Genomic DNA, 20,748 nt, shown 5'->3' with positions numbered 1-20,748 from the left:
TTACGTCACCGAACCGTCTTCATTCCGCCATCCAATCGTCTTCGATCCGCAATCGCCGTGTCGCAGCTTTGCGCCAACGCAGGTCGGGGAGGGACGCCGGCCGAGCCGGCTTCCGGAAATATCGCGGGGATTTCATGGCGAACAACGACCTCATCATCGATTACGACGACGGCGATATCGAAACGAACCCGAGCACGGGGCCAAGCCTGCAGGATCTGGTCGACCAGCGTTATTCGCGTCGGCAGGCGCTGCGCGGCGGTGCGTCGACGGCGGCGGTCGCCGTATTCGGCGGATCGCTGCTCGCCGCGTGCGACGACAAGGTGCAGGGCATCGACAATACCCCGCCGGTCGTCGGCGGCACGTCGAGCGGTGCGACCAGCGGCGGCCGCGTCGTCACGCTGACCGGCACCGTCACCGACGACAATGCGATCGTGTCGCAGGCGTTCACGCAGGTGGCGGGGCCGACCGTCGCGCTGTCGAACGCGAACACCGGTGCCGCGACCTTCATCGCGCCCGCGGTGAGCACCAACACCAACCTGGTGTTCCGCTATGCCGCCACCGACGTGAAGGGGGCGACCAGCACCACCGACATCACCGTCGCCGTCGCGCCGCCGACGCTGGGCTTCACGGCGGTCGGCCGCAGCCTTGCCGATACGGTCGTCATTCCCACCGGTTATACCGCCACCGTCCTCTATCGTCTCGGCGATCCGCTCAACAGCGCGACGCCGGCCTTCGCCAATGACGGCACCGACACCGGCTATTCGAGCCGCGCCGGCGACCATCATGACGGCATGAGCTATTTCGGCCTCGCCGCCAGCGGCAACACCCGCGATGCGAACAATTCGACGCGCGGCCTGCTGGTGATGAACCACGAGAATATTTCCGAGCAATATCTCCACGTCGCCGGCGTGACGGCAGGCGCGACGCGCGTGACGTCGGAAGTCGTCAAGGAAATGGAATGCCATGGCGTGTCGGTGGTCGAAGTGACCCGCGCGTCGAACGGCAGCTGGAGCTATGTCCAGAATTCGTCGTTCAACCGCCGCATCACCCCCTATACCCCGACCGCGTTCAGCGGCCCGGTAAAGGGCAGCCCGCTGCTGTTCACCGCCTATTCGCCCGACGGCACGACCGGGCGCGGCACCATCAACAACTGCGCCAACGGCCATATGCCGTGGGGCACCTACATGACCTGCGAAGAGAATTGGGCGGGTTATTACCGGCGCGATGCCGGCGACAACGCCGTGCGGACCGCGCTGATCGGTGCCAAGTCGACCCAGGCGTTCACGCGCTACGGCCTGTCGCAGCGTACCGGCAACTATGCATGGACGACCGCGGCCGAGGCGACGCCCGGCGCGACGCTGATCCGCAAGTTCAACGCGACGATCGACCAGACCCAGCCGGTGAACGGTACCGGCGATTTCCGCAACGAGCCGAACCAATATGGCTGGTGCGTGGAGATCGATCCCTATGATCCGGCATCGACCCCGCGCAAGCGCACCGCGCTCGGCCGCATGAACCATGAGGGCTGCTGCCCCGGCCGCGCCATCGCCGGCGTCCGCCCCGCCTTCTACATGGGCGATGACGCGCAGAACGAATATATCTACAAATTCGTGTCGAACACGCCGTGGGCGGCGGCTGATGCGACCGCCAGCGACCGGCTGGCGATCGGTGACAAATATCTCGACAACGGCACGCTCTACGTCGCGAAGTTCAACGCCGACGGGTCGGGCGAATGGATCGCACTGGTGTTCGGGCAGAACGGCCTGACCGCGACCAACGCACTCTATCCCTTCGCCGATCAGGCCGACGTCCTGACCCATTGCCGTCTGGCGGGGGATGCGGTCGGCGCGACCCGGATGGACCGCCCGGAATGGACCGCGGTCAATCCGGCGACCGGCGAGATGTACTGCACGCTGACCAACAACTCGTCGCGCTCGCCCGAACGGGTCGATCCCGCCAATCCGCGGTCCTATATCGATCCGCGCACCAACGGCACGCGTTCGACCGGCAATGCCAACGGCCATATCGTCCGTCTGCGCGAAGCCGGCGACACGACCGAGGCGACGCGCTTCACCTGGGACGTCTATGCCTTTGGCGCCGGGGCCGATCTCGACCCGACCAACATCAACCTGTCGGGTCTGGACGCGACCAACGACTTCTCCAGCCCGGACGGCCTGTGGTTCGGCAGCCCGACCAACGCGTCGGGACAGGTCACGCCGGTGCTGTGGATCCAGACCGATGACGGCGCCTATACCGACGTCACCAACTGCATGATGCTGGCGGCGATGCCAGGATCGGTCGGCGATGGCGGGACCCGCACCATCACCAATACCGGCGTGTCGGCGACCAGCACCGCGACGACCCGCATCGGCAAGGCACCGGGCACGGCGCTGCGCCGCTTCCTGGTCGGGCCGGTCCAGTGCGAGATTACCGGCATCGAATCGACGCCCGACGGCCGGTCGCTGTTCGTGAACATTCAGCATCCCGGCGAGGGCGGTACGTTCAGCGCGCCGACCAGCAACTGGCCGCCGCTGCCGGCGAGCGGCAGCACGACGATCTCCGCGACGGGCACGGTCACGGCCGGCACCCGGCCCCGGTCGGCGACGATCGTCATCACCCGGACCGATGGCGGCGTGGTCGCGCTGTAACGCGGCTTCCCATCGAGGCGGCGAGGGGGGCGGGGACCGCAGGGTCTCCGCCCCTTCGTCGTTCACCATCAGGCCCGCCGCCTGTCGGCCGCCAGCCGCGCTGCTCCCCGGCTGTGCTTCGGTTGATAGAAGGGCGAGGTTGCAGGTCGTATCGAATCGCTCCGGTGCCATCGTATCGACACGGAGTGGCGGCGCGACGGCGACCTCATTCGAGCGGTCGACCCGCCCAATGGCCGGTATCCCACCTGATCCGGCAAACCGGCGCAACTCGCTGTCACGATTCAGATGCCTGAATGGATCGCCCATAAGCGAACCACTGACTATATGATAATCACTATCAATAGCGAAATCGCGTCGGTTATCGCTACCGGCGATGCTGAACGCCAAGCGGTCAATAAATCCCGTCGATCTCCATCGTCAGGCGCGGTGCGGGCGGGTTAAGCAACAGGCTGCGTTTCTCACCCTGCAGCACCTCTTCCTGCCGCAAGCGGTCGTAGCGGTTCTTCGCCGCCGCCGCCGCGTCGGCACCGTCGCGCAGGATCGTCGGCTTCAGGAAGACGAACAGCGTGCGCTTCTGGCGGCTTTCGTTGCGGCCCTTGAACAATTCGCCGACGATCGGAATGTCGCCGAGGATCGGCACCTGGCTGCGGACGCGCTGATAATCGTCGCTGGTCAGGCCGCCCAACACGATCGTCTGGCCGTTATCGGCAAGGACGGTGGTGTTGGCCGAACGCTTGTTGGTGATGATGTCGGCAGCGCCACTGACCTGGGTCGGAGCGATCGAGGACGCCTCCTGACTGACTTCGAGACGGATCGTGTCGCCGGCATTGATGCGCGGCAGGACGCGCAGGGTGATCCCGACGTCCTTGCGCTCGATGGTGGTATAGGGATTGGCGGTGCCGTTGCCGGTCAGGATCGATCCGGTGACGAACGGGACCTCCTGCGCCACGACGAATTCGCCGAGCTTGTTGTCGAGCACGGTGATCTGCGGCGTCGACAGCAGATTGGCCTTGGTCGACTGGCTGAGCGCCTGCACGAGGATCGAGAAATCGTTGCCGATGCCGATATTGCCGGTGACGCCACTGCCAAGCAGATTGCCCGCCGGCACGCCCAGCGCGCGCAGGATTCCGCCGAGCGACGCGCCACCATTGTCGAACGACGTTGCAACCCCTTCGACCCGGGTCAACGCCGCGCCCGATGTGCCGATCTGTACGGCCAGTTGTTCGGCGTCCTGACCGGTGATCTCCGCGATCGCCGCCTCGATCAGCACCTGGGGACGACGCACGTCGAGGTCGGGGATCAGCCGTTCGATCTGCGCGATCGCGGTGGGCGTGCCGCGCACGACGACGGCGTTGATGTCGGGGGCGGGCTGGACGGTTATGTCGGGGGTGGTGAAGCCTTGTGCCGGGGTGGTCGACTGGTTCTGGCCGACGGTGCTGATGCTGCCACCCGTACCGGTGCCCGTGCCGACGCCGCTCGCCGCGGCGATCCCCGCCGCGCTGGCGCCGCCATTGGCGATCAGGCCCGACAGCGCCGCGCCGGCATTGTTGCGCTGGCTGGTGGTCGACAGGCTGCGCGCGACCGGGTTCGACGCCGATTGCTGCTGGCCGAGGATGCCGCGCAGGACTTCGGTCACGCTTTCGGCGTCGGCATAGTTCAGTCGGAACACCCGGGTGGAGGGCGTCGCCCCGCTGCCGCGCGCGTCTAGCGATTGGGCGATGCGCCGCGCCTCGGCGACGCCGGCCGGCGTGCCGCGCACGAGGATGGTATTGCTGCGCGGATCGCCCGCGACCCGCGCGCCGCCTTCGCCGAGCACCGCCTGCATCGCCGTCGCGATATCGGCGGCGTTGCCGTTCTGGAGCGTGATGGTGGCAAAGGTCGATCCGCCGCCGCCGTCCAGGGAGCGGGCCAGTGCCTCGATCCGGCGGACATTATCGGCATAGTCGGTGACGACGATCGCATTGGGCTGGGTCAGCGGCTCGACGCTGCCGAAGCTCGCGACCAGCGGACGGACGATCCGCGCGGCATCGGCCGAGGGGACGTTCGACAGGCGGACCATGCGCGTGGTCAGTTCCTGCCCGCCGACGCCGCGCGCGCGCACCCCGCCGTCGCGCACTGCATTCGCCTGCGGAATGATCCGCCATGCCGAGCCGGAACGGACCGCTGCGAAGCCGTTGGCGCGCAGCACCGACTGGAACAATTCCCACACCCCCGCCGGCGACAGCGGTTCGGCGGAGGTGACCGTCACCTGCCCCTTGACCGTCGGGTCGAGGATCAGCGTGCGGCCGGTGATGCGGCTGATCTGATCGGCGACGTCGGCGATCTCGACGCCGCGCATGTTGACGACGATGTCGGCAGGCTGCGTCTGGGCCGCGACCGGCGACAGGCTGGTCGCGGCGAGCGTGACGGACAGGAACGCGGAAACGAGGCGATGGCGCACGGGAGTTACCCTAACGGATGGGAATGGAGACGGTGGTCGGCTTACCGTCGCGAAGGATGGTGACTTGTGCCTGCCCCGATGCGGCGGCGCTGGCGATGGCGGCATTGACCGCCGACTGGTCGGTCAGCGCGGCGCCGTTGACCGACTGGATGACATCACCCGCGCGCATGCCGGGCGGGGGATTGGCGCCGATAGCGTAGCCGCCCGCGACCGGCGTGGCGTTCAGCCGCGACAGCACCGCCTGCGCGCTGGGCGGCGGCGGCGGGGCGGCGGCGGGGGCGGCAGGGGCCGGGACGGTGAAGTTCGTGGCCGGCGCCGGGGCGGGCTGACCCGGCGTCGGCGTCGCCTGTCCGAACGGGTCGGGGAAGGCAAGATATTCGAGCCGCCCGCCATTGTTCAGGATGATGCGGTCGCGGCGGATCTCGGTCACCTGCGCGCCGGCCAGCGCGTCGCCGGGCTTGAACGGCTTGGCCGGTTCGTTGCCGATCGACACGAACGCAACCGACAATTCGGCGGGGCGGGCAAAGACCACGCCCTTCAGCACCGCCTGAATGGCGGTCGGGCTGGTGGCGTCGGCGGCGGTCGGGCTGCCGAAGGGCTGCCACGCGACCGCCGGGCCGGTATCGACGGTGACCGCGCGGGTGCGTGCCTCGCTCGGCACGGTGATCGCGCCGGTGCCGGCATGGCCGGCGATGCGCCAGACGAGGCCGGCAAGCGCGAAGGCGACCGAGACGATCGCGGCGGCGGCGAGCCAGTCGACCCAGCGTTCGCGCCAGCGGAGCCGTTCGACGACGATCATGCCGCGTCCTTGCGCAGAAAGCCGTCGAGCCGGGCCATGGGCGCGGCTTCGCCGGCGGGGGCGACGCTGATCGTCACCCGGTCGAGCGCGGGATCGCTGGTCGCGGTCCGGCTCACCGCCACACTCCATTGCCGTCCCAGCATGTCGACCGACTCCGCATTCGCCTCCGGCGTCCCCACTTCCAAATCGGCGAGCCGGTTTTCGGCCACCCACATTGCGATCGCACGGCGTTCGACGCCGCGGGTCGAATCGATATGCTGCTCGACCGCGCCGATCAGCCCTACCGTGGCGATCGCCAATACCGCCAGCGCCACCATCGCCTCGATCAAAGAAAAGCCGGCTTCATTTAGATCCTCCCCGCCTGCGGGGAGGGGGACCGTCCGCGTAGCGAATGGTGGAGGGGGGGAGCGGCGCAACGCAACGGCAGCGTTTGAGGCGACGCCCCTCCACCAGCCTATGGCTGGTCCCCCTCCCCATGTAATGGGGAGGATTTTCATTGCGTCACCTTGGTCGCGCGGGCGGTGATGCCGTCATAGCGCACCCGCCATGTCTGGTCCCCGCCGCTGATCGTCGCACCCAGCGGCTGGCCGGTGCCATCGACGCCGAGAATCACCGGCGGCGCGGTGTCGAGCGTCATTACCATCCCACCGGGCAGGGTGTGGAACGCCAGCGGCCCCTCGGTCTGCGGAGTCAGGCCCTTCGCCCCGACCCGCGCAAAGCCATAGCCATGCGTTTCGGTGGTCAGCGCGATCAACTGGTCGCCGAGCATCGCGTCGTCGGCCGCCGCCTGCAGCCGCACGGCGAATCGCCGCGCCTCCGCTTCGACATTGGGCGCGCGGGTGGCGGCGCCGATGCCGAGGCTCACGGCACCGGCCGCGACTCCGATGATGGCGAGGACGATCAGCATCTCGATCAGGGTCATGCCCCGTTCGGCGTCGCGAACCGGGCGGCGGGGCAGGGTCAGCGGGTTGTTCCGTCGATATCGGCGTCGAGCCCCTCGCCGCCGGGCTTGCCGTCCTTGCCGAGCGATTTGATCGTGAAGCGACCGCCGGTCGATTCGTAGACATAGGGATTGCCCCACGGATCCTGCGGCATCTGCGACAGATAGCCGTCGGGCGGATAGGCACCGGGCACTGGCGGCTGGGTCGGTTTCTCGACCAAAGCCTTCAGCCCCTGCGTCGTCGTGGGGTAATCGCCATTGTCCAGTCGGTACATTTTCAGCGCGGCGGAGATCGATTTGATGTCGGTGCCGGCGGTGGTCACCCGCGCCTGATCGGGGCGGTTGATGACGTTGGGCACGATCAGCGCGGCGACCAGCGCGATGATCGCCAGCACGACGATCATTTCGACCAATGTCAGCCCCGCCTCATGGGTTGGGACAGAAACCTTGCGGGCGGCGGGGTTCGCGGCCAAGGTGTCACGAAACTTTCGGAATAAGATGCGCATCCACGCCCCAATGCGTCCACACGATGAAGCCATTGTGACAATCGAACCCGCCCCCACCGGTTCGGCCGCCGGCGTGTGGGCTGTCGCGGGCGGCGCCGCCATCTTAGTCGATGGCACGGTCCCCGCAACAACCTTGCTCGTGCCGTCCGAATCGGTCCTTTTGCTTCCCGTCGACCTGCCGCTGCCCAACCGGGCCAAGCGGCTGGCGGCCTTGCCCTTCGCGGTCGAGGACCGGATCGCCGATCCGATCGACGCGGTCCATCTGGCGCTGGGCGACGCGATCGGCGACCGGCGCTATCTGGTCGCGGTGGTGCGGCACAGCGTCATGGCCGAATGGGTGGCGATCGCCGAAGGTGCCGGGATCGGCGCGGCGGCGTTCGTGCCCGATGCGCTGACCCTGCCGGCACCGGTCGAGGGATGGAGCGTCGAGGTGACCGGCGGCCGGGCACTGGTCCGCGCCGCCGACGGCACCGGCTTCGCCATCCCGCTGCCGATGCTGGTCGCGGCGTGGGAGGCGGCGGGACGGCCGGTGGTCCAGGCGCTCGGCGAACCGCTGCCGGAGGCGATGGCGGGCGACGGTGCCGCCTTCCCGCCCGCGCCCTTGGGCGACCGCATCGCTGCCGCGCCGATCGATCTGCGGCAGGGCGCCTATGCCCGCCGCCGGACGGCATGGCCGAGCACGACCCGCAAGGTGGCGATGATCCTGGGTCTTGCCGCGCTGGCGCATGGCGCGATCGCGATCGCCGACACGCTGATGCTTGAGCGTATCGCCGAGCGGCGACAGGCGGCGTTGCAACAGCTGGTGGTGACGACCGCGCCGTCGGTGCCGACCGGGGGCGACGATTTCATGGTGCGTGTCGCCGACCTCCTGCCGCGTCCGACCGGTTCCAACCGGTTCGTGCCGCTGTTGTCGCGCGTTGCCGGCGCGCTGTCGCCGATCGGGCCGGCCTTGGTCGTCAATGCGATGACGTTCGAAGGCAATGCGCTGACCCTCGATTGCCAGTCGCCGGAAACCGGCATGGCCGACCGGCTGCGCGCGGCGCTATCGTCGGCGGGCGTCGCGGCACAGATCAGCGCGGCCCCGGGCGGTGGCCTTCGCATCGTGGCGCGCGGGGCATGATCGTCGTGCGGAAAAGCGCCCGGATCGAGGCGGCGTTGGCCCGGTTCGACGGTTGGTGGCAGGGGCTGACCATGCGCGAGCGGGTGCTGGTGAGCGTGCTCGCAGCGCTGCTCGCCGGGGTCGTGCTGGTCTATGGCGTGGTCAAGCCGGTGCAGGCGGCGCGGGCACAGGCGCGCGCCGACATTCGCCAGGCCGAGACGCTGATGGCCCGCATACGTGCCGCCGGACGGCTTGAGAGCGCGCCCGCCACGACCGCTGCCGGTCCGCCGCAGACGGTAATTGCATCGGCCGCCGCCACCGCCGGCCTGCAACCGACCATCGCCGAGGCGAATGGCGGCGTCACCGCGACGCTGACCGACGCGCCCTATCCGGCGGTGGTGACGTGGCTCAGTTCGGTCGCCTCGACCAGCACGATCAACGTGCGGCGGGTGACGATGCAGCGCGGCAGCGCATCGGGCCGGGTCAGTGCGACCGTGGAGTTCCAGCCATGACCGACACGCTGCTCCACGCCGAACCCGTCCGCCTGCCCTATGGCTATGCGCGCAAGGGCGGGGTGCTGATCCGGCTGGGTGCGCAGGGCATGGAATGCGTCCACCGCGCCGATGCGACGCTGGATGCCATGCTGGAGGTGCAGCGGGTCGCGCCCGGCATTCCGTTCGTGGCGCTCGACGATGCGGCGTTCGATGCGGCGTTGCAGGCGAGCTATGGCGGCAGCGCGACGACCGCCGCCGATATCGAACTGGCCGAAACCGATCTGGCGGCATTGGCCGACAGTGCGGCGGCGGTCGACGACCTGCTCGACGCGCGCGACGATTCGCCGGTCATCCGCCTGATCAACGCGCTGCTGCTGGAAGCGATCAAGGAAGGGGCGTCCGACGTCCATGTCGAGACGCAGGAAAAGCGCCTCGTCGTCCGCTTCCGTATCGACGGCGTGCTGCGCGACATCGTCGAGCCGCCGCGCGCGCTGGCGCCCCTGCTGGTCAGCCGGATCAAGGTCATGGCGAAGCTCGACATTGCCGAGCGCCGCACGCCGCAGGACGGCCGCGTGACGCTGCGCATCGGCGGGCATGACGTCGATGCGCGCGTGTCGACCATGCCGACCCAGCATGGCGAACGGGTGGTGCTGCGGCTGCTCGAACGCGGCGGCATGATGCTCGACCTCGCCGGGCTCGGCATGTCGGAGCGCGACGAAACGGTGTTCGGGCGGTTGCTGGAGCGGCCGCACGGGCTGTTGCTGGTCACCGGGCCGACCGGATCGGGCAAGACGACGACGCTCTACACCGCGCTCACCCGGCTGAACGATCGCCGCCGCAACGTGATGACGGTCGAGGACCCGATCGAATATGAACTGGCCGGCATCGCCCAGACGCAGGTCAATCCGCGTACCGACATGACCTTCGCACGCGGGCTGCGCGCGATCCTGCGGCAGGATCCCGACGTCATCATGGTCGGCGAAATCCGCGATCAGGAAACCGCGCAGACGGCGGTGCGATCGTCGATGACCGGCCATTTCGTGCTGTCGACGCTGCACACCAACACCGCGATCGGATCGGTCACGCGGCTGATCGACATGGGGGTCGAACGCTATCTGCTGGCGCCGATGCTGGTCGGGCTGGTCGCGCAGCGGCTGGTCCGGCGACTGTGTGTGCACTGCCGTTGGCAGGACCGCGCGACCGACGCCGACAGCGCATTGCTCGGCGGGGCGATCAAGCCGGGCAAGAAATTGTGGCGCAAGGGCGGATGCGAGGCGTGCCATCACGAGGGCTATCGCGGGCGCGCCGGGCTGTACGAAGTCGTGGCGGTCGACGACCGGTTGCAGGCGATGATCCACAACGGCGCGGCCGAGGCCGAACTGGAACGCGCTGCGCGAGTGGATAATCCGGCGTTGCTCGATGACGGCGTGGCGAAGGTGAGGGCCGGGGTGACCACGGTCGAGGAGGTCGCGCGGGTCGTGCGGGAGGAGGGGTGAGGCTGCCCTCTCTCCTGATTTACTCCGTTCGGTTCGAGCAGCTTCGAGCCTGTCGAGAAGAGGGTTGGGTGAACCATGCCCCGCATGGTTCAGGATTGTCCGGGGGACAATCCGACCCAACCCTCGTCGAGAACGCCCATCCAGCGGAACCCCGTTCTCGACACGCGCTCTCGACTTCGCTCGATCGCTGCTCGAACCAAACGCTATCCTTGGAAGGGGTCGGTAGGTGACCGCCTACACCTACCGCGCCGCATCCCGCACCGGCGCGACCGTCAAGGGCGTGATCGAGGCCTCCAGCCCTGCCGCCGCCCGCGCGATGCTGCGCGAACGCGGCGAGCTTCCGCTGTCGGTCGAGGAAGCCGCCGAGCGCGGTCCGAAACTCGGTAGCATACAGCTTCCCCGTCTGTTCCGGCGCGGCGTGTCGGCCAAGGCGTTGGCGACGCTCACCCGCCAGATCGCGACCCTTGTCGGATCGGACATATCGATCGAAGAGTCGCTGCGCATCGTCGCGGGACAGGCCGACAATGCGGCGGTCAACGCGCTGCTGCTCGACGTGCGTGCCGCGATCCTCGACGGGCGCAGCTTCGCGCAGGGGCTGGGCCGGCACCCAAAGGCGTTTCCCGAATTCTACCGCGCCTCGGTCGCGGCGGGCGAACAGTCGGGGCGGCTGCCCGACGTGCTCAACCATCTCGCCAATTTCGTCGAGACGCGGCAGGCCAATGGTCAGAAGATGCAGTTGGCGCTGCTCTATCCGGCGCTGCTGGCGACGGTCAGCTTCGGCATGATGGTGCTGCTGATGGTCTATGTCGTGCCCGACATCGTCCGCGTGTTCGTGTCGCGTGGGGCGGAGCTGCCGTTCCTTACCCGCGCGCTGATCGCACTGTCGGCCTTCATCCAGAATTACGGACTGTACGTCGCGGTCGCAGCGCTGGTGCTGTTCCTGGTCGGCGCGCGCTGGCTGAAGGTGCCGGGCAACCGGCTGGCGCTCGACAAGCGTTTTGCGACGCGGCGGCCGTTTCGCCGCTTCAGCCGCCAGCACAATGCCGCGCGCTTCGCCGGCAGCCTCGCGACGCTGGTCGGCAGCGCGGTGCCCCTAGTCGAGGCGCTGCACGCCGCCGCTGCCGTCACCCCCAACCGCTTCGTGCGCGACAAGGCGCTGACCGTCGCGGCGCGGGTGCGCGAGGGGTTGTCGCTGCGCGCGGCGATGGCGGAGGCGGAAATCTTTCCGTCGATGCTGGTCGCGATCGTCGCCTCGGGCGAGACGTCGGGGCGGCTGGCCCCAGCGCTCGACCGCGCGTCGGGCGAACTGGAGCGCGAACTCGACGCGCTGGTCGCGACGCTGGTCGCGCTGGTCGAACCGATGGTGCTGTTGCTGATGGGCGGGCTGGTGCTGATGATGGTGCTGGCGATCCTGCTGCCGATCATCAACCTGAACAATCTGGTGCAGATATAGGGTTGTAGAGGCACGTCATCCCAGCGCAGGCTGGGATATCCTTCCACGGGAGCGCGCTCATGCGGACGGATGCCCCAGCCTGCGCTGGGGCGACGCTTTGCTACACAAGGAAACACCATGACCGACCTCGCCCGCATCGTCGCCGAGGTGACGGAGGAGATCACCGCCAACGCTGCCGAGATCGAGGCGGCGGCAGAGGCTGGCCACGACTATCCGCCCGACTGGTTCGGCATGGCGGTGGCGACGCCCGATGGTGCGCTGTACCATGGCGGCTATTCGCATATCCGCTTTCCGCTTCAAAGCATTGCCAAGGTCTTCGCGCTCGAACTGGCGCTGGAAGCGTGCGGGGACCGGGTGTTCAAGCGCGTCGGGCGCGAGCCGTCGGGCGATCCGTTCAATTCGATCGTCGATCTCGAACGCAACAAGGGCGTGCCGCGCAACCCCTTCATCAACGCCGGCGCGCTGGTGGTGTGCGACATATTGGTCGAGCATAAGGGCGACGACTGCGCGCGCGCCGTGGTCGACTTCGTCGGTCTCGAGGCAGGGCTGGATAACGTCATCCTCAATCAGGATGTGCTGGAAACCGGCCGGACCGGCGGCGATCTGAACCGGGCGATGATGAGCTTCGCCAAGCATCACGGCAATCTGCACTGCGGGATCGACGCGGTGATGGAGGCCTATGTCCATCAATGCGCGATCGAGATCGATGCGAAGTCGCTAGCAAAGACCGGCCTGTTCCTGACCCGCACCGCGCGGACCGGCGATGCCGAAGGCGACAAGCGCGCGAAGCGGACGCGGCGGTTGCTGTCGTTGATGACGACCAGCGGGCAATATGACGGATCGGGCGACTTCGCGTACCGTGTCGGACTGCCGGCCAAGAGTGGGGTGGGCGGCGGTATCCTCGCCATCGTGCCTCAGGTCGCGTCGATCGCGGTATGGTCGAACAATCTCGACCGGCAAGGCAATTCAATCCTGGGGGTGCGCGCGCTGGAGTTGCTGGCGGACAAGGCGGACTGGTCGGTGTTCGGTTAGGGGGGGCTTGCCGCCTTATCCACCCCACCCGTTTGCTTCGAGCGCAGGTTCGAGCCTGTCGAGAACCGGAGTCGAGAAGGGGTTGCCCCAAAAAGGACGTTCTCGACGGACGCTTCTCGACTTCGCTCGAAACTGCTCGAATCAAACGGGGTGGGTAAGGCGAGGGCGTCACCCCGCCTTTTGCGGCCCCAGCAAGTCCAGCACCGCCGCCGTCATCGCGATCGTCCCCGTCACGATCGACGGCTCGGGCGCGACCTTGAACAGCGGCGAGTGGTGCGACGGCACCGGCGGCCCGCCATTCTTCGCCGCGGTGATGTCCGCCATGGGCGTGCCGCCGACCGCGAAATAATAGCCTTTCACCTTTGAATCCGGCTGGACCAGATAGGCGAAGTCCTCCGCGCCCATGCCGGTCTGTTCGAACGGCACGACATTCTTCGCCCCCAGCGTCGTCGCCATCACCGCGTTCAGGCGGCGGGCGAGGGGGGCGTCGTTGATCGTGGTCGGCGTGCCCTCGATCACCTTGGCGGTCGGCATCCGGTCGGCGGGCATGCCGTTCAGCGCGCCGATGCCGGTCGTCACCCGCTGAATACCGTCGAGCAACTGCTTGCGCGTACCCTCGTCATTGGCGCGGACCGTCACCTGCAGCTTGGCCATGTCGCTGATGATGTTGTGTTTGAGGCCAGCATGAAACGAGCCGACGGTGATGACGCCGGGATCGAGCGGCTGGCGTTCGCGGCTGATCAGCCCCTGCAACGCGATCACCAGTTGCGACGCCATATAGACCGGATCCTTGCCGGCATGCGGGCTGGCGCCATGCGCGCCGATGCCGGGCACGTCGATATCGACCGAGTCCGACGACGAATATTGGATGTTCTCCGACGCCGACACCATCCCCGCCGGCAGGCCGGCGGCGACATGGAAAGCGAGCGCGTAATCGGGCTTGGGGAAGCGGTCGTAGAGGCCGTCGGCCAGCATCGCCTTCGCCCCGCCGACGCGTTCCTCGGCGGGCTGGACGATGAAGACGATCGTGCCCTTCCACCGGTCCTTCAGCGCCGCCAGCCGCCGGGCGGTGCCGACCATCGCGGTGATGTGCGTATCGTGGCCGCAGGCGTGCATCACCGGTGCCTCGACGCCGTCGATACCGACCTGCCGCGCCTTGCTGGCATTGGGCAGGCCCGATTTCTCCTCGACCGGCAGCCCGTCCATATCGGCGCGGACCAGCACGGTCGGACCGGTGCCGTTCTTGAGCACGCCGACGACGCCCGTGCCGCCGACGCCGGTGGTGACCTGCATCCCCGGAACCTTGCGCAGTTCGGTCGCCATGCGTTCGGCGGTCTTCACCTCCTTGAACGACAATTCCGGGTTGCGGTGGAACCAGTCCCACATGCTGCCCAGCGACGCCTTGTAATCGGCGCGCACGGCGGGGGCCCAGTCGGGTTCGGCCATGGCTGGCGTCGCGGCGAACAGGCAGGCGGCGGTGGCGATCAGTTTGCGCATGGTTCGGGGTCCCCTTTTTCGCGTCAAGCTATCGGGTTCGGAGCGGGTGTCGAGGGAGATTTGGTCCACGCGAAGGCGCGAAGGGCGTGAAGAGCGTGAAGAGAAGAAGAATTGGTTCGCGCAGAGGCGCAGAGGCGCAGAGAGGTGGCGCACCCGGCTACCGATCGCGCAGCGATCCTCTGGATCTTCCGTTGGCACCGGGAGATCGGGTCTCGCTGACGCGAGACAGGGCGGCAAGCGCAACCCCTCCGCGCCTCTGCGCCTCTGCGCGAAAACTACCTTCTTCTTCGTGTCTTCGCGTGGAGCAATGTTGCCGTCCCGTTCCACGCAACCCATATTCCGACCCATGGCGATCATGATCCGCACCGACCTGTCCGAGCCGGAAACCGGGCAGACCTTCATCCCCCACCGCCCGGCACGCCCGGAGAAGGTCGATGCGGGAAAGCGCTTCGTCATCAAGTCCGAATATCAGCCGGCCGGCGACCAGCCGACCGCGATCGCCGAACTGGTCGCGGCGGCACGCGCGGGCGAAAAGGATCAGGTGCTGCTGGGCGTCACTGGCTCCGGCAAAACTTTCACCATGGCGAAGACCATCGAGGAGTTGCAGCGACCGGCGCTGATTCTCGCGCCGAACAAGATACTTGCGGCGCAGTTGTACGGCGAGATGAAGTCGTTCTTCCCCGACAATGCCGTCGAATATTTCGTCAGCTATTACGACTATTATCAGCCCGAAGCCTATGTGCCGCGCTCGGACACCTATATCGAGAAGGAAAGCTCGACCAACGAGGCGATCGACCGGATGCGCCACTCGGCCACCCGCTCGCTGCTGGAACGCGACGACGTCATCATCGTCGCGTCGGTGTCGTGCCTCTATGGTATCGGATCGGTCGAAACCTATTCGGCGATGATCTTCGACCTGAAGAAGGGCGATGTGGTCGACCAGCGCGAGATCGTGCGCAAGCTGGTCGCGCTGCAATACAAGCGCAACGACGCCGCGTTCCAGCGCGGCAATTTCCGCGTGCGGGGCGACAGCCTCGAACTCTTCCCGTCGCACTATGAGGACAGCGCGTGGCGGATCACCTTCTTCGGTGACGATATCGAGGAAATCACCGAATTCGACCCGCTGACCGGCAAGAAGATCGCCAATCTCAACTCGATCCGGGTCTATGCGAACTCGCACTATGTGACGCCCGGCCCGACGCTGAAACAGGCGGCGGAGGCGATCAAGCATGAGCTGGCCGAGCGGCTGAAGGAACTGGTGATGGAGGGCAAGCTGCTGGAGGCGCAGCGGCTGGAACAGCGCACCAATTTCGACCTAGAGATGATCGCCGCCACCGGTTCGTGCGCGGGGATCGAGAATTACAGCCGCTTCCTGACCGGACGCCTGCCCGGCGAACCGCCGCCCACGCTGTTCGAATATCTGCCCGAAAACGCGTTGCTGTTCGTCGACGAAAGCCATCAGACGATCGGGCAGATCAACGGCATGTCGCGCGGCGACCATCGCCGCAAGATCACGCTCGCCGAATATGGCTTCCGCCTGCCCTCGGCGATCGACAACCGGCCGCTGCGCTTCAACGAATGGGACGCGATGCGCCCGCAGACCGTCTGCGTCTCGGCGACGCCGGGCGATTGGGAGATGGAGCAGACCGGCGGCGTGTTCAGCGAACAGGTCATCCGCCCGACCGGCCTGATCGATCCGCCGATCACGATCCGCCCGGTCGAGGAACAGGTCGACGACCTGATCCACGAGGCGAAGGAGACTGCGAAGCTCGGTTACCGCACTTTGGTCACCACATTGACCAAGCGCATGGCCGAGGATCTGACCGAGTTCATGCACGAGGCGGGGCTGAAGGTCCGCTACATGCACAGCGACGTCGAGACGCTGGAGCGTATCGAGTTGATCCGCGACCTGCGCATGGGCGTGTATGACGTGCTGGTCGGCATCAACCTGTTGCGCGAGGGGCTGGACATTCCCGAATGCGGGCTGGTCGCGATCCTCGACGCCGACAAGGAAGGGTTCCTGCGTTCCGAAACCTCGCTGATCCAGACGATCGGCCGCGCCGCGCGCAATGTCGAGGGGCGGGTGATCCTCTATGCCGACCGGATGACCGGCAGCATGGAGCGCGCCATCGCCGAGACCGATCGCCGCCGCGAGAAGCAGCGCGCGTATAACGAGGAACACGGCATCACGCCGACCACGATCAAGCGCCAGATCGGCGACATCATCGCCGACGTCGCCTCGCGCGATCAGGTGACGGTGGAGATCGACGAAGACCGGCCGCACATGGTCGGCCACAATCTGCGCTCGTACATCGAATCGCTCGAAAAGCAGATGCGCGAGGCGGCGGCGAACCTCGAATTCGAGACCGCCGGCCGGCTGCGCGACGAGATCCGCAGTCTCGAGAACGAGGAGCTCGGGCTTCCGGCGAGCGAGCATAAGGCGCCGATCATGGGCCGGTCGAACGAGGGCAAGCCGGGAACGCGCAAGACCCGCTACGGCAAGCAGAAGGCGATGCGCATGGCCGGGGGCGGGGGACGGCGGCGATAGCCCTTACCGCCTCCCCGTCACCCTCCTACCTATCCCCGAACTCTTCCGTACCCCGCGAATGCGGGGGTCCAGGGCCAAGCGAAACTAGGCTTGCATGTGTGGCACTGGATCCCCGCCTCCGCGGGGATACGATGAAGCACCTTCTCCAAGCGTTTCCAGCAAGCCCGCGGGGACGAGGCGGTGTTGGCGGGTGACGTCCCGCCCCATCCCCGGTTGAGGCCACCGCCCGCATCGCCCATAAGGCGGCCATGCGTATCAAGTTCCTTGCCCCCGCTTTCCTGCTGGCCGGGTGCGTGCCGCCCGGCGCGCCGCCTGCGCCCGAAACGGTCCCGTCGCCCACGCCGCGCCCCGTTCCGGTCACGCCGGCCCCGCCACCGGTCGGCGACTGGCGCGACCTGCCGCGTGCCCCCGGCGACTGGCAGTATCGCGGTCTCGGCAGCGGGTCCGCCGCGACCTATGGCGCGCGTGGGGCGGCACCGGTCGCGACGCTGACCTGCAACCGTGCGGCCCGGCAGGTGACGATAGTCTTCGCCTCGCCGCGCCCCGCCGCCGGCACGGTGACGATCCGCACCACCAGCACGCAACGCAGCCTGATCGTCCAGCCAATGGCCGGCGGGGTCGGCGCGTCGCTGCCCGCCAGTGACAAGCTGCTTGACGCGATCGGGTTCAGCCGCGGCCGCTTCGTCGTGGAAGGTGCCGCGGTCGGCCGACTGGTCCTGCCGAGCTGGGCCGAGATCCTGCGCGTGACCGAGGATTGCCGCGCGTGAGGCGGGCGGCGGCGTTCGCAGCACTGGCGCTTGCCGCCTGTTCGAGCGAACCGCCGCCCGCGCCGAAGCCGACCGCCCGCCCGACGCCGACCCAGCGCCCGACCCCGTCGCCGCGCGCGCTCAGGCCCGGCGAACTGCCGACCCCCGAGCTCGACGGGGCGGCGCCGCTCGCGGGCGACTGGCGCTATCAGGCATCGGCAAGCGGCAGCGCGGTGCGCTACGAAGCGAACGGCGCGGCGGCCTTCACCATCCGCTGCGATCCGCAGGCCCGGCGCATCGTCTTCGCCCATCCGGGGCAGGGCACGACGATCCGCCTCTATGTCGCCGATGCCGCCGCGACCTTCCCGACACAGACCGTCGACGGCGCGGCCGAAGCGGCGGTCACGACCGGCCAGACCTTCCTCGACGCGCTGGCCCGTGCCGATAGCATCGGCTTCGCCATCGATGACGACCCGGTCGCGCGGCTGCCCGGTGACAAGGCGATCCTAACGGTGGTGCGGGGCTGCCGGCCGGGTCTGCGCTGACTCGGGGGCGAGGGCCGCGAAGTATGGCGGAAACATTGTGCAATACAAGTCTTGTGCGCAGCCCGGCGATGCCCCAGATTCCGGATGCGCATCGATCGGTGCGTAACGGCTTTAACTAGCGAAAGGAGGTGATCCGATGTCTCATGGTTCAGCAATGGGGTCGGTTCAGTTCGTTCGGGAGACGCGCCGCTAACGCGTGGCGCCGCGTGCGGGGGGTATCCTCCCCCAGTCAACGTCGCGGCATCATGAATGCGGCTCGCATGGTCTCCCGGGCTGGAGCTTCCGGCCGCTGACCATGCTTGAGGTCGCCGGGCGTCGAGAGACCCCGGCGGCCTCGTTCATGTTTGGCGCAGATGGGGTGAATCTGCGCAGGCTGCTGTCGTCGTCGCGGACTCGATCCTGGGTTCCGCTTCGTCGTCTACCGCCATCCGGGTTTGATTCGTCCGACCAAGACCGTCGCCCGAGCGCAGGCTGGGGCCTCTACCGGCTCCTGTCCCGTGCGATCACCGCGAGATCCCAGCCTGCGCTGGGATGACGTCTGGTTCAGACGGGGTGACGCAGGCCGACCCAACCGTTATTCCCGCAACGTCCGATGCCCCGCCGCCAGCACGATCGCAACCAGCGATCCGCCGACGATATTGCCCGCCGTCGCCAGCAGCAGATTGCCGAACAGCGCGCTCATCGGCACCGCCGCCGGGTCCAGCCCCCACGCGACCGGCAGCAGCGTCATGTTCGCGACCGAATGTTCGAACCCCGCCGCGACGAACAGCGTCACCGGTCCGATGACGGCGACGATCTTGCCCGCCACCGATTGCGCGCCCGTCGCCATCCATACCGCCAGACACACCAGCATATTGGCGAGCACGCCCGATGCGAGCAGTTCGACCCAGTCCTTGGCGAGCTTGGTATCAGCGGTCTTCAGCGCCGCCTGTCCGACCGCGCCGTCGATCGCCCCCGTCGCGCCCGACGCGACGAACAGGGCGGCGATGGCGAGGCTGCCGATCAGGTTCGCCGCCCATACCACGCTCCAGTCGCGCAGCGTTTCGCCCATGCTCAACCGGTCCTGCGCGGCGGGCAGCACCAGCATCGTATTGCCGGTGAACAATTGCGTGCCGGTCACCATCACCAGCATCAGCCCGACCGAGAAGGCGAGGCCCGACAGCAGCTGCGTCGCGCCGCCCGGTTCCGCGCCCGCCTGCGCCACCAGATAGCCGATCGCGCCAAAGCCGATCTGCGCCCCCGCCGCGATGCCCAGCAACAGCATCGCGCTGATCGGCGGGCGGGTCTTGGCCAGCAGCGCGTCGTCGACGCTGTCGGCCAGACTGTCGGCGGTGGCGTCGTCCTTGGCCATGGCGTTCCCTTCCAAATGGTGCAGGAACGAAACGACCGGAACCCCGCGCGGCTCCGTCAGCGCAGCATCGGCCGGATATCGACCACGCGGACATCGTGCATCTGGTTCAGATACGCCTCCAGATACGGTTTGTGCGACGCCCCGACCACGACCAGCGCGCGCATCCCCGGTCCCGGCGCCTCGGCCAGCAAGTCGCGGATATTCGCCGCCATGCGCAGGTTGCGCACCTCCCAAAGGGCGACATATTGCCGGCCGAACCGCTGCGGTGACGGCTCTTCCAATGCCGCGCCGAAATCGCTGTCGAACGCGGCCTGCCCCTGACCGACCGCGTTATAGCCGCGATACATGGTCAGGATGCCGGCTCCGGTGGCGAGGTCGGTCTGCCTCGCCTCGATCGCCGCCATGCGCCGCTTGGTCGCCGGATTGTTCCACGCGGTCTGGATCGCCTTGCCGTACGCAGCCTCGTCTGCCTTCGGCACCGATCGGTCGGCGGTGTGATCGTCCATCGCATAGACGCGCTGAAGCCCCAATCGGGCGGCGAGGCGTGCCGCGATCATCAGGCTTTCGTCGCGCCGCGTCTCCAGCTTGGTCAGCCGCGCGACCAGTATGTCGTCGAGACCGTCCCCCACCTTGCGCTCCGCCGCCGGCAGTCGCAGCCACTGGACCAGCGCCGATGCCTGCTCGCCGCCGGCGAGGAACAGCGCGGCGAGCTTGCGCCGTTCGGCCGCCGTCGGGTTGGCCGGCAGCGTCGTCAGCATCGCTTCATAGGCGGCGGTGGCGGCGGGCACGTCGAGTCCGGTCGCCGCCTTGGCCGGTGCCGGGTCCCAGCAATAATCGGGCACGGTATCGGCATAGCGATAGGGATAGCGGCGCAACTGATCGCATTGCGCCCCCGACAGCTCCTCGATCGCGATCGCCTGCGGCTTCCATGCGGCCAGCCGGTCGAGCAGCGGCGCCAGCGCTTCGGGCCGGAACCGGTCGGGCAGTTGCGACAAATGCGCCGACCCCAGCACCGCGACCTCGTTGATAGGCCCGGAGCGCGGCCCCTTATGCGCTGCCGGATCGAAGTCCGGTCGATAGCTTTGTGCGGTGGCCGGTACCGCGAGCAGCAGCAAGGTCGACAGAATGCGTTTCATGAACTTCCCCCTTGGGTC

17 protein-coding genes are annotated in these 20,748 nt (G+C 67.8%); 9 read left to right on the top strand and 8 right to left on the bottom strand.

Going from position 1 to position 20,748, the window contains the following annotated elements:
- Window positions 1–134 precede the first annotated feature (134 nt).
- Entirely contained in the window at window positions 135–2,648 is a 2,514-nt protein-coding gene (locus ACZ1JS_RS12615) for a PhoX family protein (protein ID WP_465166359.1), read from the top strand.
- A gap of 391 nt (window positions 2,649–3,039) precedes the next feature.
- Here the strand turns inward: ACZ1JS_RS12615 and gspD are convergent, their stop codons facing one another.
- The 5 genes from gspD to gspG all read right to left on the bottom strand — a co-directional run bounded on the left by gspD (window position 3,040) and on the right by gspG (window position 7,300).
- Window positions 3,040–5,088, bottom strand: a complete 2,049-nt coding sequence (gspD, locus tag ACZ1JS_RS12610; RefSeq protein WP_465166358.1) for a type II secretion system secretin GspD — start codon at window positions 5,086–5,088, stop codon at window positions 3,040–3,042.
- 10 nt (window positions 5,089–5,098) lie between these two features.
- Window positions 5,099–5,887, bottom strand: a complete 789-nt coding sequence (locus ACZ1JS_RS12605) for a type II secretion system protein N (RefSeq protein ID WP_465166357.1) — start codon at window positions 5,885–5,887, stop codon at window positions 5,099–5,101.
- Window positions 5,884–6,303 (bottom strand): type II secretion system minor pseudopilin GspI, encoded by a 420-nt coding sequence (gene gspI, locus ACZ1JS_RS12600; protein ID WP_465166356.1) that lies wholly within the window; start codon window positions 6,301–6,303, stop codon window positions 5,884–5,886. Before gspI ends, ACZ1JS_RS12605 begins: the two co-directional genes overlap by 4 nt.
- A 77-nt stretch (window positions 6,304–6,380) precedes the next feature.
- Entirely contained in the window at window positions 6,381–6,845 is a 465-nt protein-coding gene (locus ACZ1JS_RS12595) for a prepilin-type N-terminal cleavage/methylation domain-containing protein (protein ID WP_465168690.1), read from the bottom strand.
- Between the two features lie 2 nt (window positions 6,846–6,847).
- Window positions 6,848–7,300: a type II secretion system major pseudopilin GspG gene (gspG, locus tag ACZ1JS_RS12590; protein WP_465166355.1), complete on the bottom strand. Its 453-nt coding sequence runs from the start codon at window positions 7,298–7,300 to the stop codon at window positions 6,848–6,850.
- A 67-nt stretch (window positions 7,301–7,367) separates the two neighbouring features.
- Between gspG and gspL the strand changes: the two genes are divergently transcribed.
- The 5 genes from gspL (at window position 7,368) to glsA (ending at window position 12,907) form a co-directional block, all read left to right on the top strand.
- Window positions 7,368–8,453: a type II secretion system protein GspL gene (gene gspL, locus ACZ1JS_RS12585; RefSeq protein ID WP_465166354.1), complete on the top strand. Its 1,086-nt coding sequence runs from the start codon at window positions 7,368–7,370 to the stop codon at window positions 8,451–8,453.
- Window positions 8,450–8,944 carry a type II secretion system protein GspM gene (gspM, locus tag ACZ1JS_RS12580; protein WP_465166353.1) on the top strand — a complete coding sequence of 165 codons (495 nt, stop codon included), beginning with the start codon at window positions 8,450–8,452 and terminating at the stop codon, window positions 8,942–8,944. Before gspL ends, gspM begins: the two co-directional genes overlap by 4 nt.
- Window positions 8,941–10,422, top strand: coding sequence for a GspE/PulE family protein (locus ACZ1JS_RS12575; RefSeq protein WP_465166352.1), 1,482 nt, complete (start codon window positions 8,941–8,943; stop codon window positions 10,420–10,422). Before gspM ends, ACZ1JS_RS12575 begins: the two co-directional genes overlap by 4 nt.
- Before the next feature lie 226 nt (window positions 10,423–10,648).
- A complete protein-coding gene (locus ACZ1JS_RS12570; RefSeq protein WP_465166351.1) occupies window positions 10,649–11,875 on the top strand; it encodes a type II secretion system F family protein in 1,227 nt (408 codons plus the stop codon).
- Window positions 11,876–11,992: 117 nt separating this feature from the next.
- Complete coding sequence (glsA, locus tag ACZ1JS_RS12565) at window positions 11,993–12,907, top strand: glutaminase A (RefSeq protein ID WP_465166350.1); 915 nt, start codon at window positions 11,993–11,995, stop codon at window positions 12,905–12,907.
- A 168-nt stretch (window positions 12,908–13,075) separates the two neighbouring features.
- Here glsA and ACZ1JS_RS12560 read toward each other — a convergent pair whose 3' ends face one another.
- Window positions 13,076–14,404 (bottom strand): amidohydrolase, encoded by a 1,329-nt coding sequence (locus ACZ1JS_RS12560; protein WP_465166349.1) that lies wholly within the window; start codon window positions 14,402–14,404, stop codon window positions 13,076–13,078.
- Between the two features lie 346 nt (window positions 14,405–14,750).
- Between ACZ1JS_RS12560 and uvrB the strand changes: the two genes are divergently transcribed.
- The 3 genes from uvrB to ACZ1JS_RS12545 all read left to right on the top strand — a co-directional run bounded on the left by uvrB (window position 14,751) and on the right by ACZ1JS_RS12545 (window position 18,243).
- Window positions 14,751–16,952 (top strand): excinuclease ABC subunit UvrB, encoded by a 2,202-nt coding sequence (uvrB, locus tag ACZ1JS_RS12555; RefSeq protein ID WP_465166348.1) that lies wholly within the window; start codon window positions 14,751–14,753, stop codon window positions 16,950–16,952.
- A gap of 248 nt (window positions 16,953–17,200) precedes the next feature.
- A complete protein-coding gene (locus tag ACZ1JS_RS12550; protein ID WP_465166347.1) occupies window positions 17,201–17,719 on the top strand; it encodes a hypothetical protein in 519 nt (172 codons plus the stop codon).
- Complete coding sequence (locus ACZ1JS_RS12545) at window positions 17,716–18,243, top strand: hypothetical protein (protein ID WP_465166346.1); 528 nt, start codon at window positions 17,716–17,718, stop codon at window positions 18,241–18,243. The genes ACZ1JS_RS12550 and ACZ1JS_RS12545 overlap by 4 nt, the downstream gene beginning before the upstream one ends.
- A gap of 574 nt (window positions 18,244–18,817) precedes the next feature.
- Here the strand turns inward: ACZ1JS_RS12545 and ACZ1JS_RS12540 are convergent.
- Window positions 18,818–19,594 (bottom strand): formate/nitrite transporter family protein, encoded by a 777-nt coding sequence (locus ACZ1JS_RS12540; RefSeq protein ID WP_465166345.1) that lies wholly within the window; start codon window positions 19,592–19,594, stop codon window positions 18,818–18,820.
- A gap of 56 nt (window positions 19,595–19,650) precedes the next feature.
- The gene (locus tag ACZ1JS_RS12535) at window positions 19,651–20,730 is read right to left on the bottom strand and encodes a DUF5694 domain-containing protein (RefSeq protein WP_465166344.1); all 1,080 of its coding nucleotides are present in this window, start codon (window positions 20,728–20,730) and stop codon (window positions 19,651–19,653) included.
- Window positions 20,731–20,748: the final 18 nt, after the last annotated feature.

The organism is Sphingomonas sp. BL-S-05 (assembly GCF_055521695.1).
This window is presented reverse-complemented; position numbering and strand designations above follow the sequence as displayed.

Bases quoted from the DNA above. Each gene is read 5' to 3' on its own strand.
- ACZ1JS_RS12575 (WP_465166352.1), top strand. From the start codon at position 8,941: ATGACCGACACGCTGCTCCACGCCGAACCCGTCCGCCTGCCCTATGGC.
- ACZ1JS_RS12605 (WP_465166357.1), bottom strand. From the start codon at position 5,887: ATGATCGTCGTCGAACGGCTCCGCTGGCGCGAACGCTGGGTCGACTGG.
- glsA (WP_465166350.1), top strand. From the start codon at position 11,993: ATGACCGACCTCGCCCGCATCGTCGCCGAGGTGACGGAGGAGATCACC.
- gspM (WP_465166353.1), top strand. From the start codon at position 8,450: ATGATCGTCGTGCGGAAAAGCGCCCGGATCGAGGCGGCGTTGGCCCGG.
- uvrB (WP_465166348.1), top strand. From the start codon at position 14,751: ATGGCGATCATGATCCGCACCGACCTGTCCGAGCCGGAAACCGGGCAG.
- ACZ1JS_RS12535 (WP_465166344.1), bottom strand. From the start codon at position 20,730: ATGAAACGCATTCTGTCGACCTTGCTGCTGCTCGCGGTACCGGCCACC.
- ACZ1JS_RS12540 (WP_465166345.1), bottom strand. From the start codon at position 19,594: ATGGCCAAGGACGACGCCACCGCCGACAGTCTGGCCGACAGCGTCGAC.
- ACZ1JS_RS12615 (WP_465166359.1), top strand. From the start codon at position 135: ATGGCGAACAACGACCTCATCATCGATTACGACGACGGCGATATCGAA.
- ACZ1JS_RS12560 (WP_465166349.1), bottom strand. From the start codon at position 14,404: ATGCGCAAACTGATCGCCACCGCCGCCTGCCTGTTCGCCGCGACGCCA.
- ACZ1JS_RS12550 (WP_465166347.1), top strand. From the start codon at position 17,201: ATGCGTATCAAGTTCCTTGCCCCCGCTTTCCTGCTGGCCGGGTGCGTG.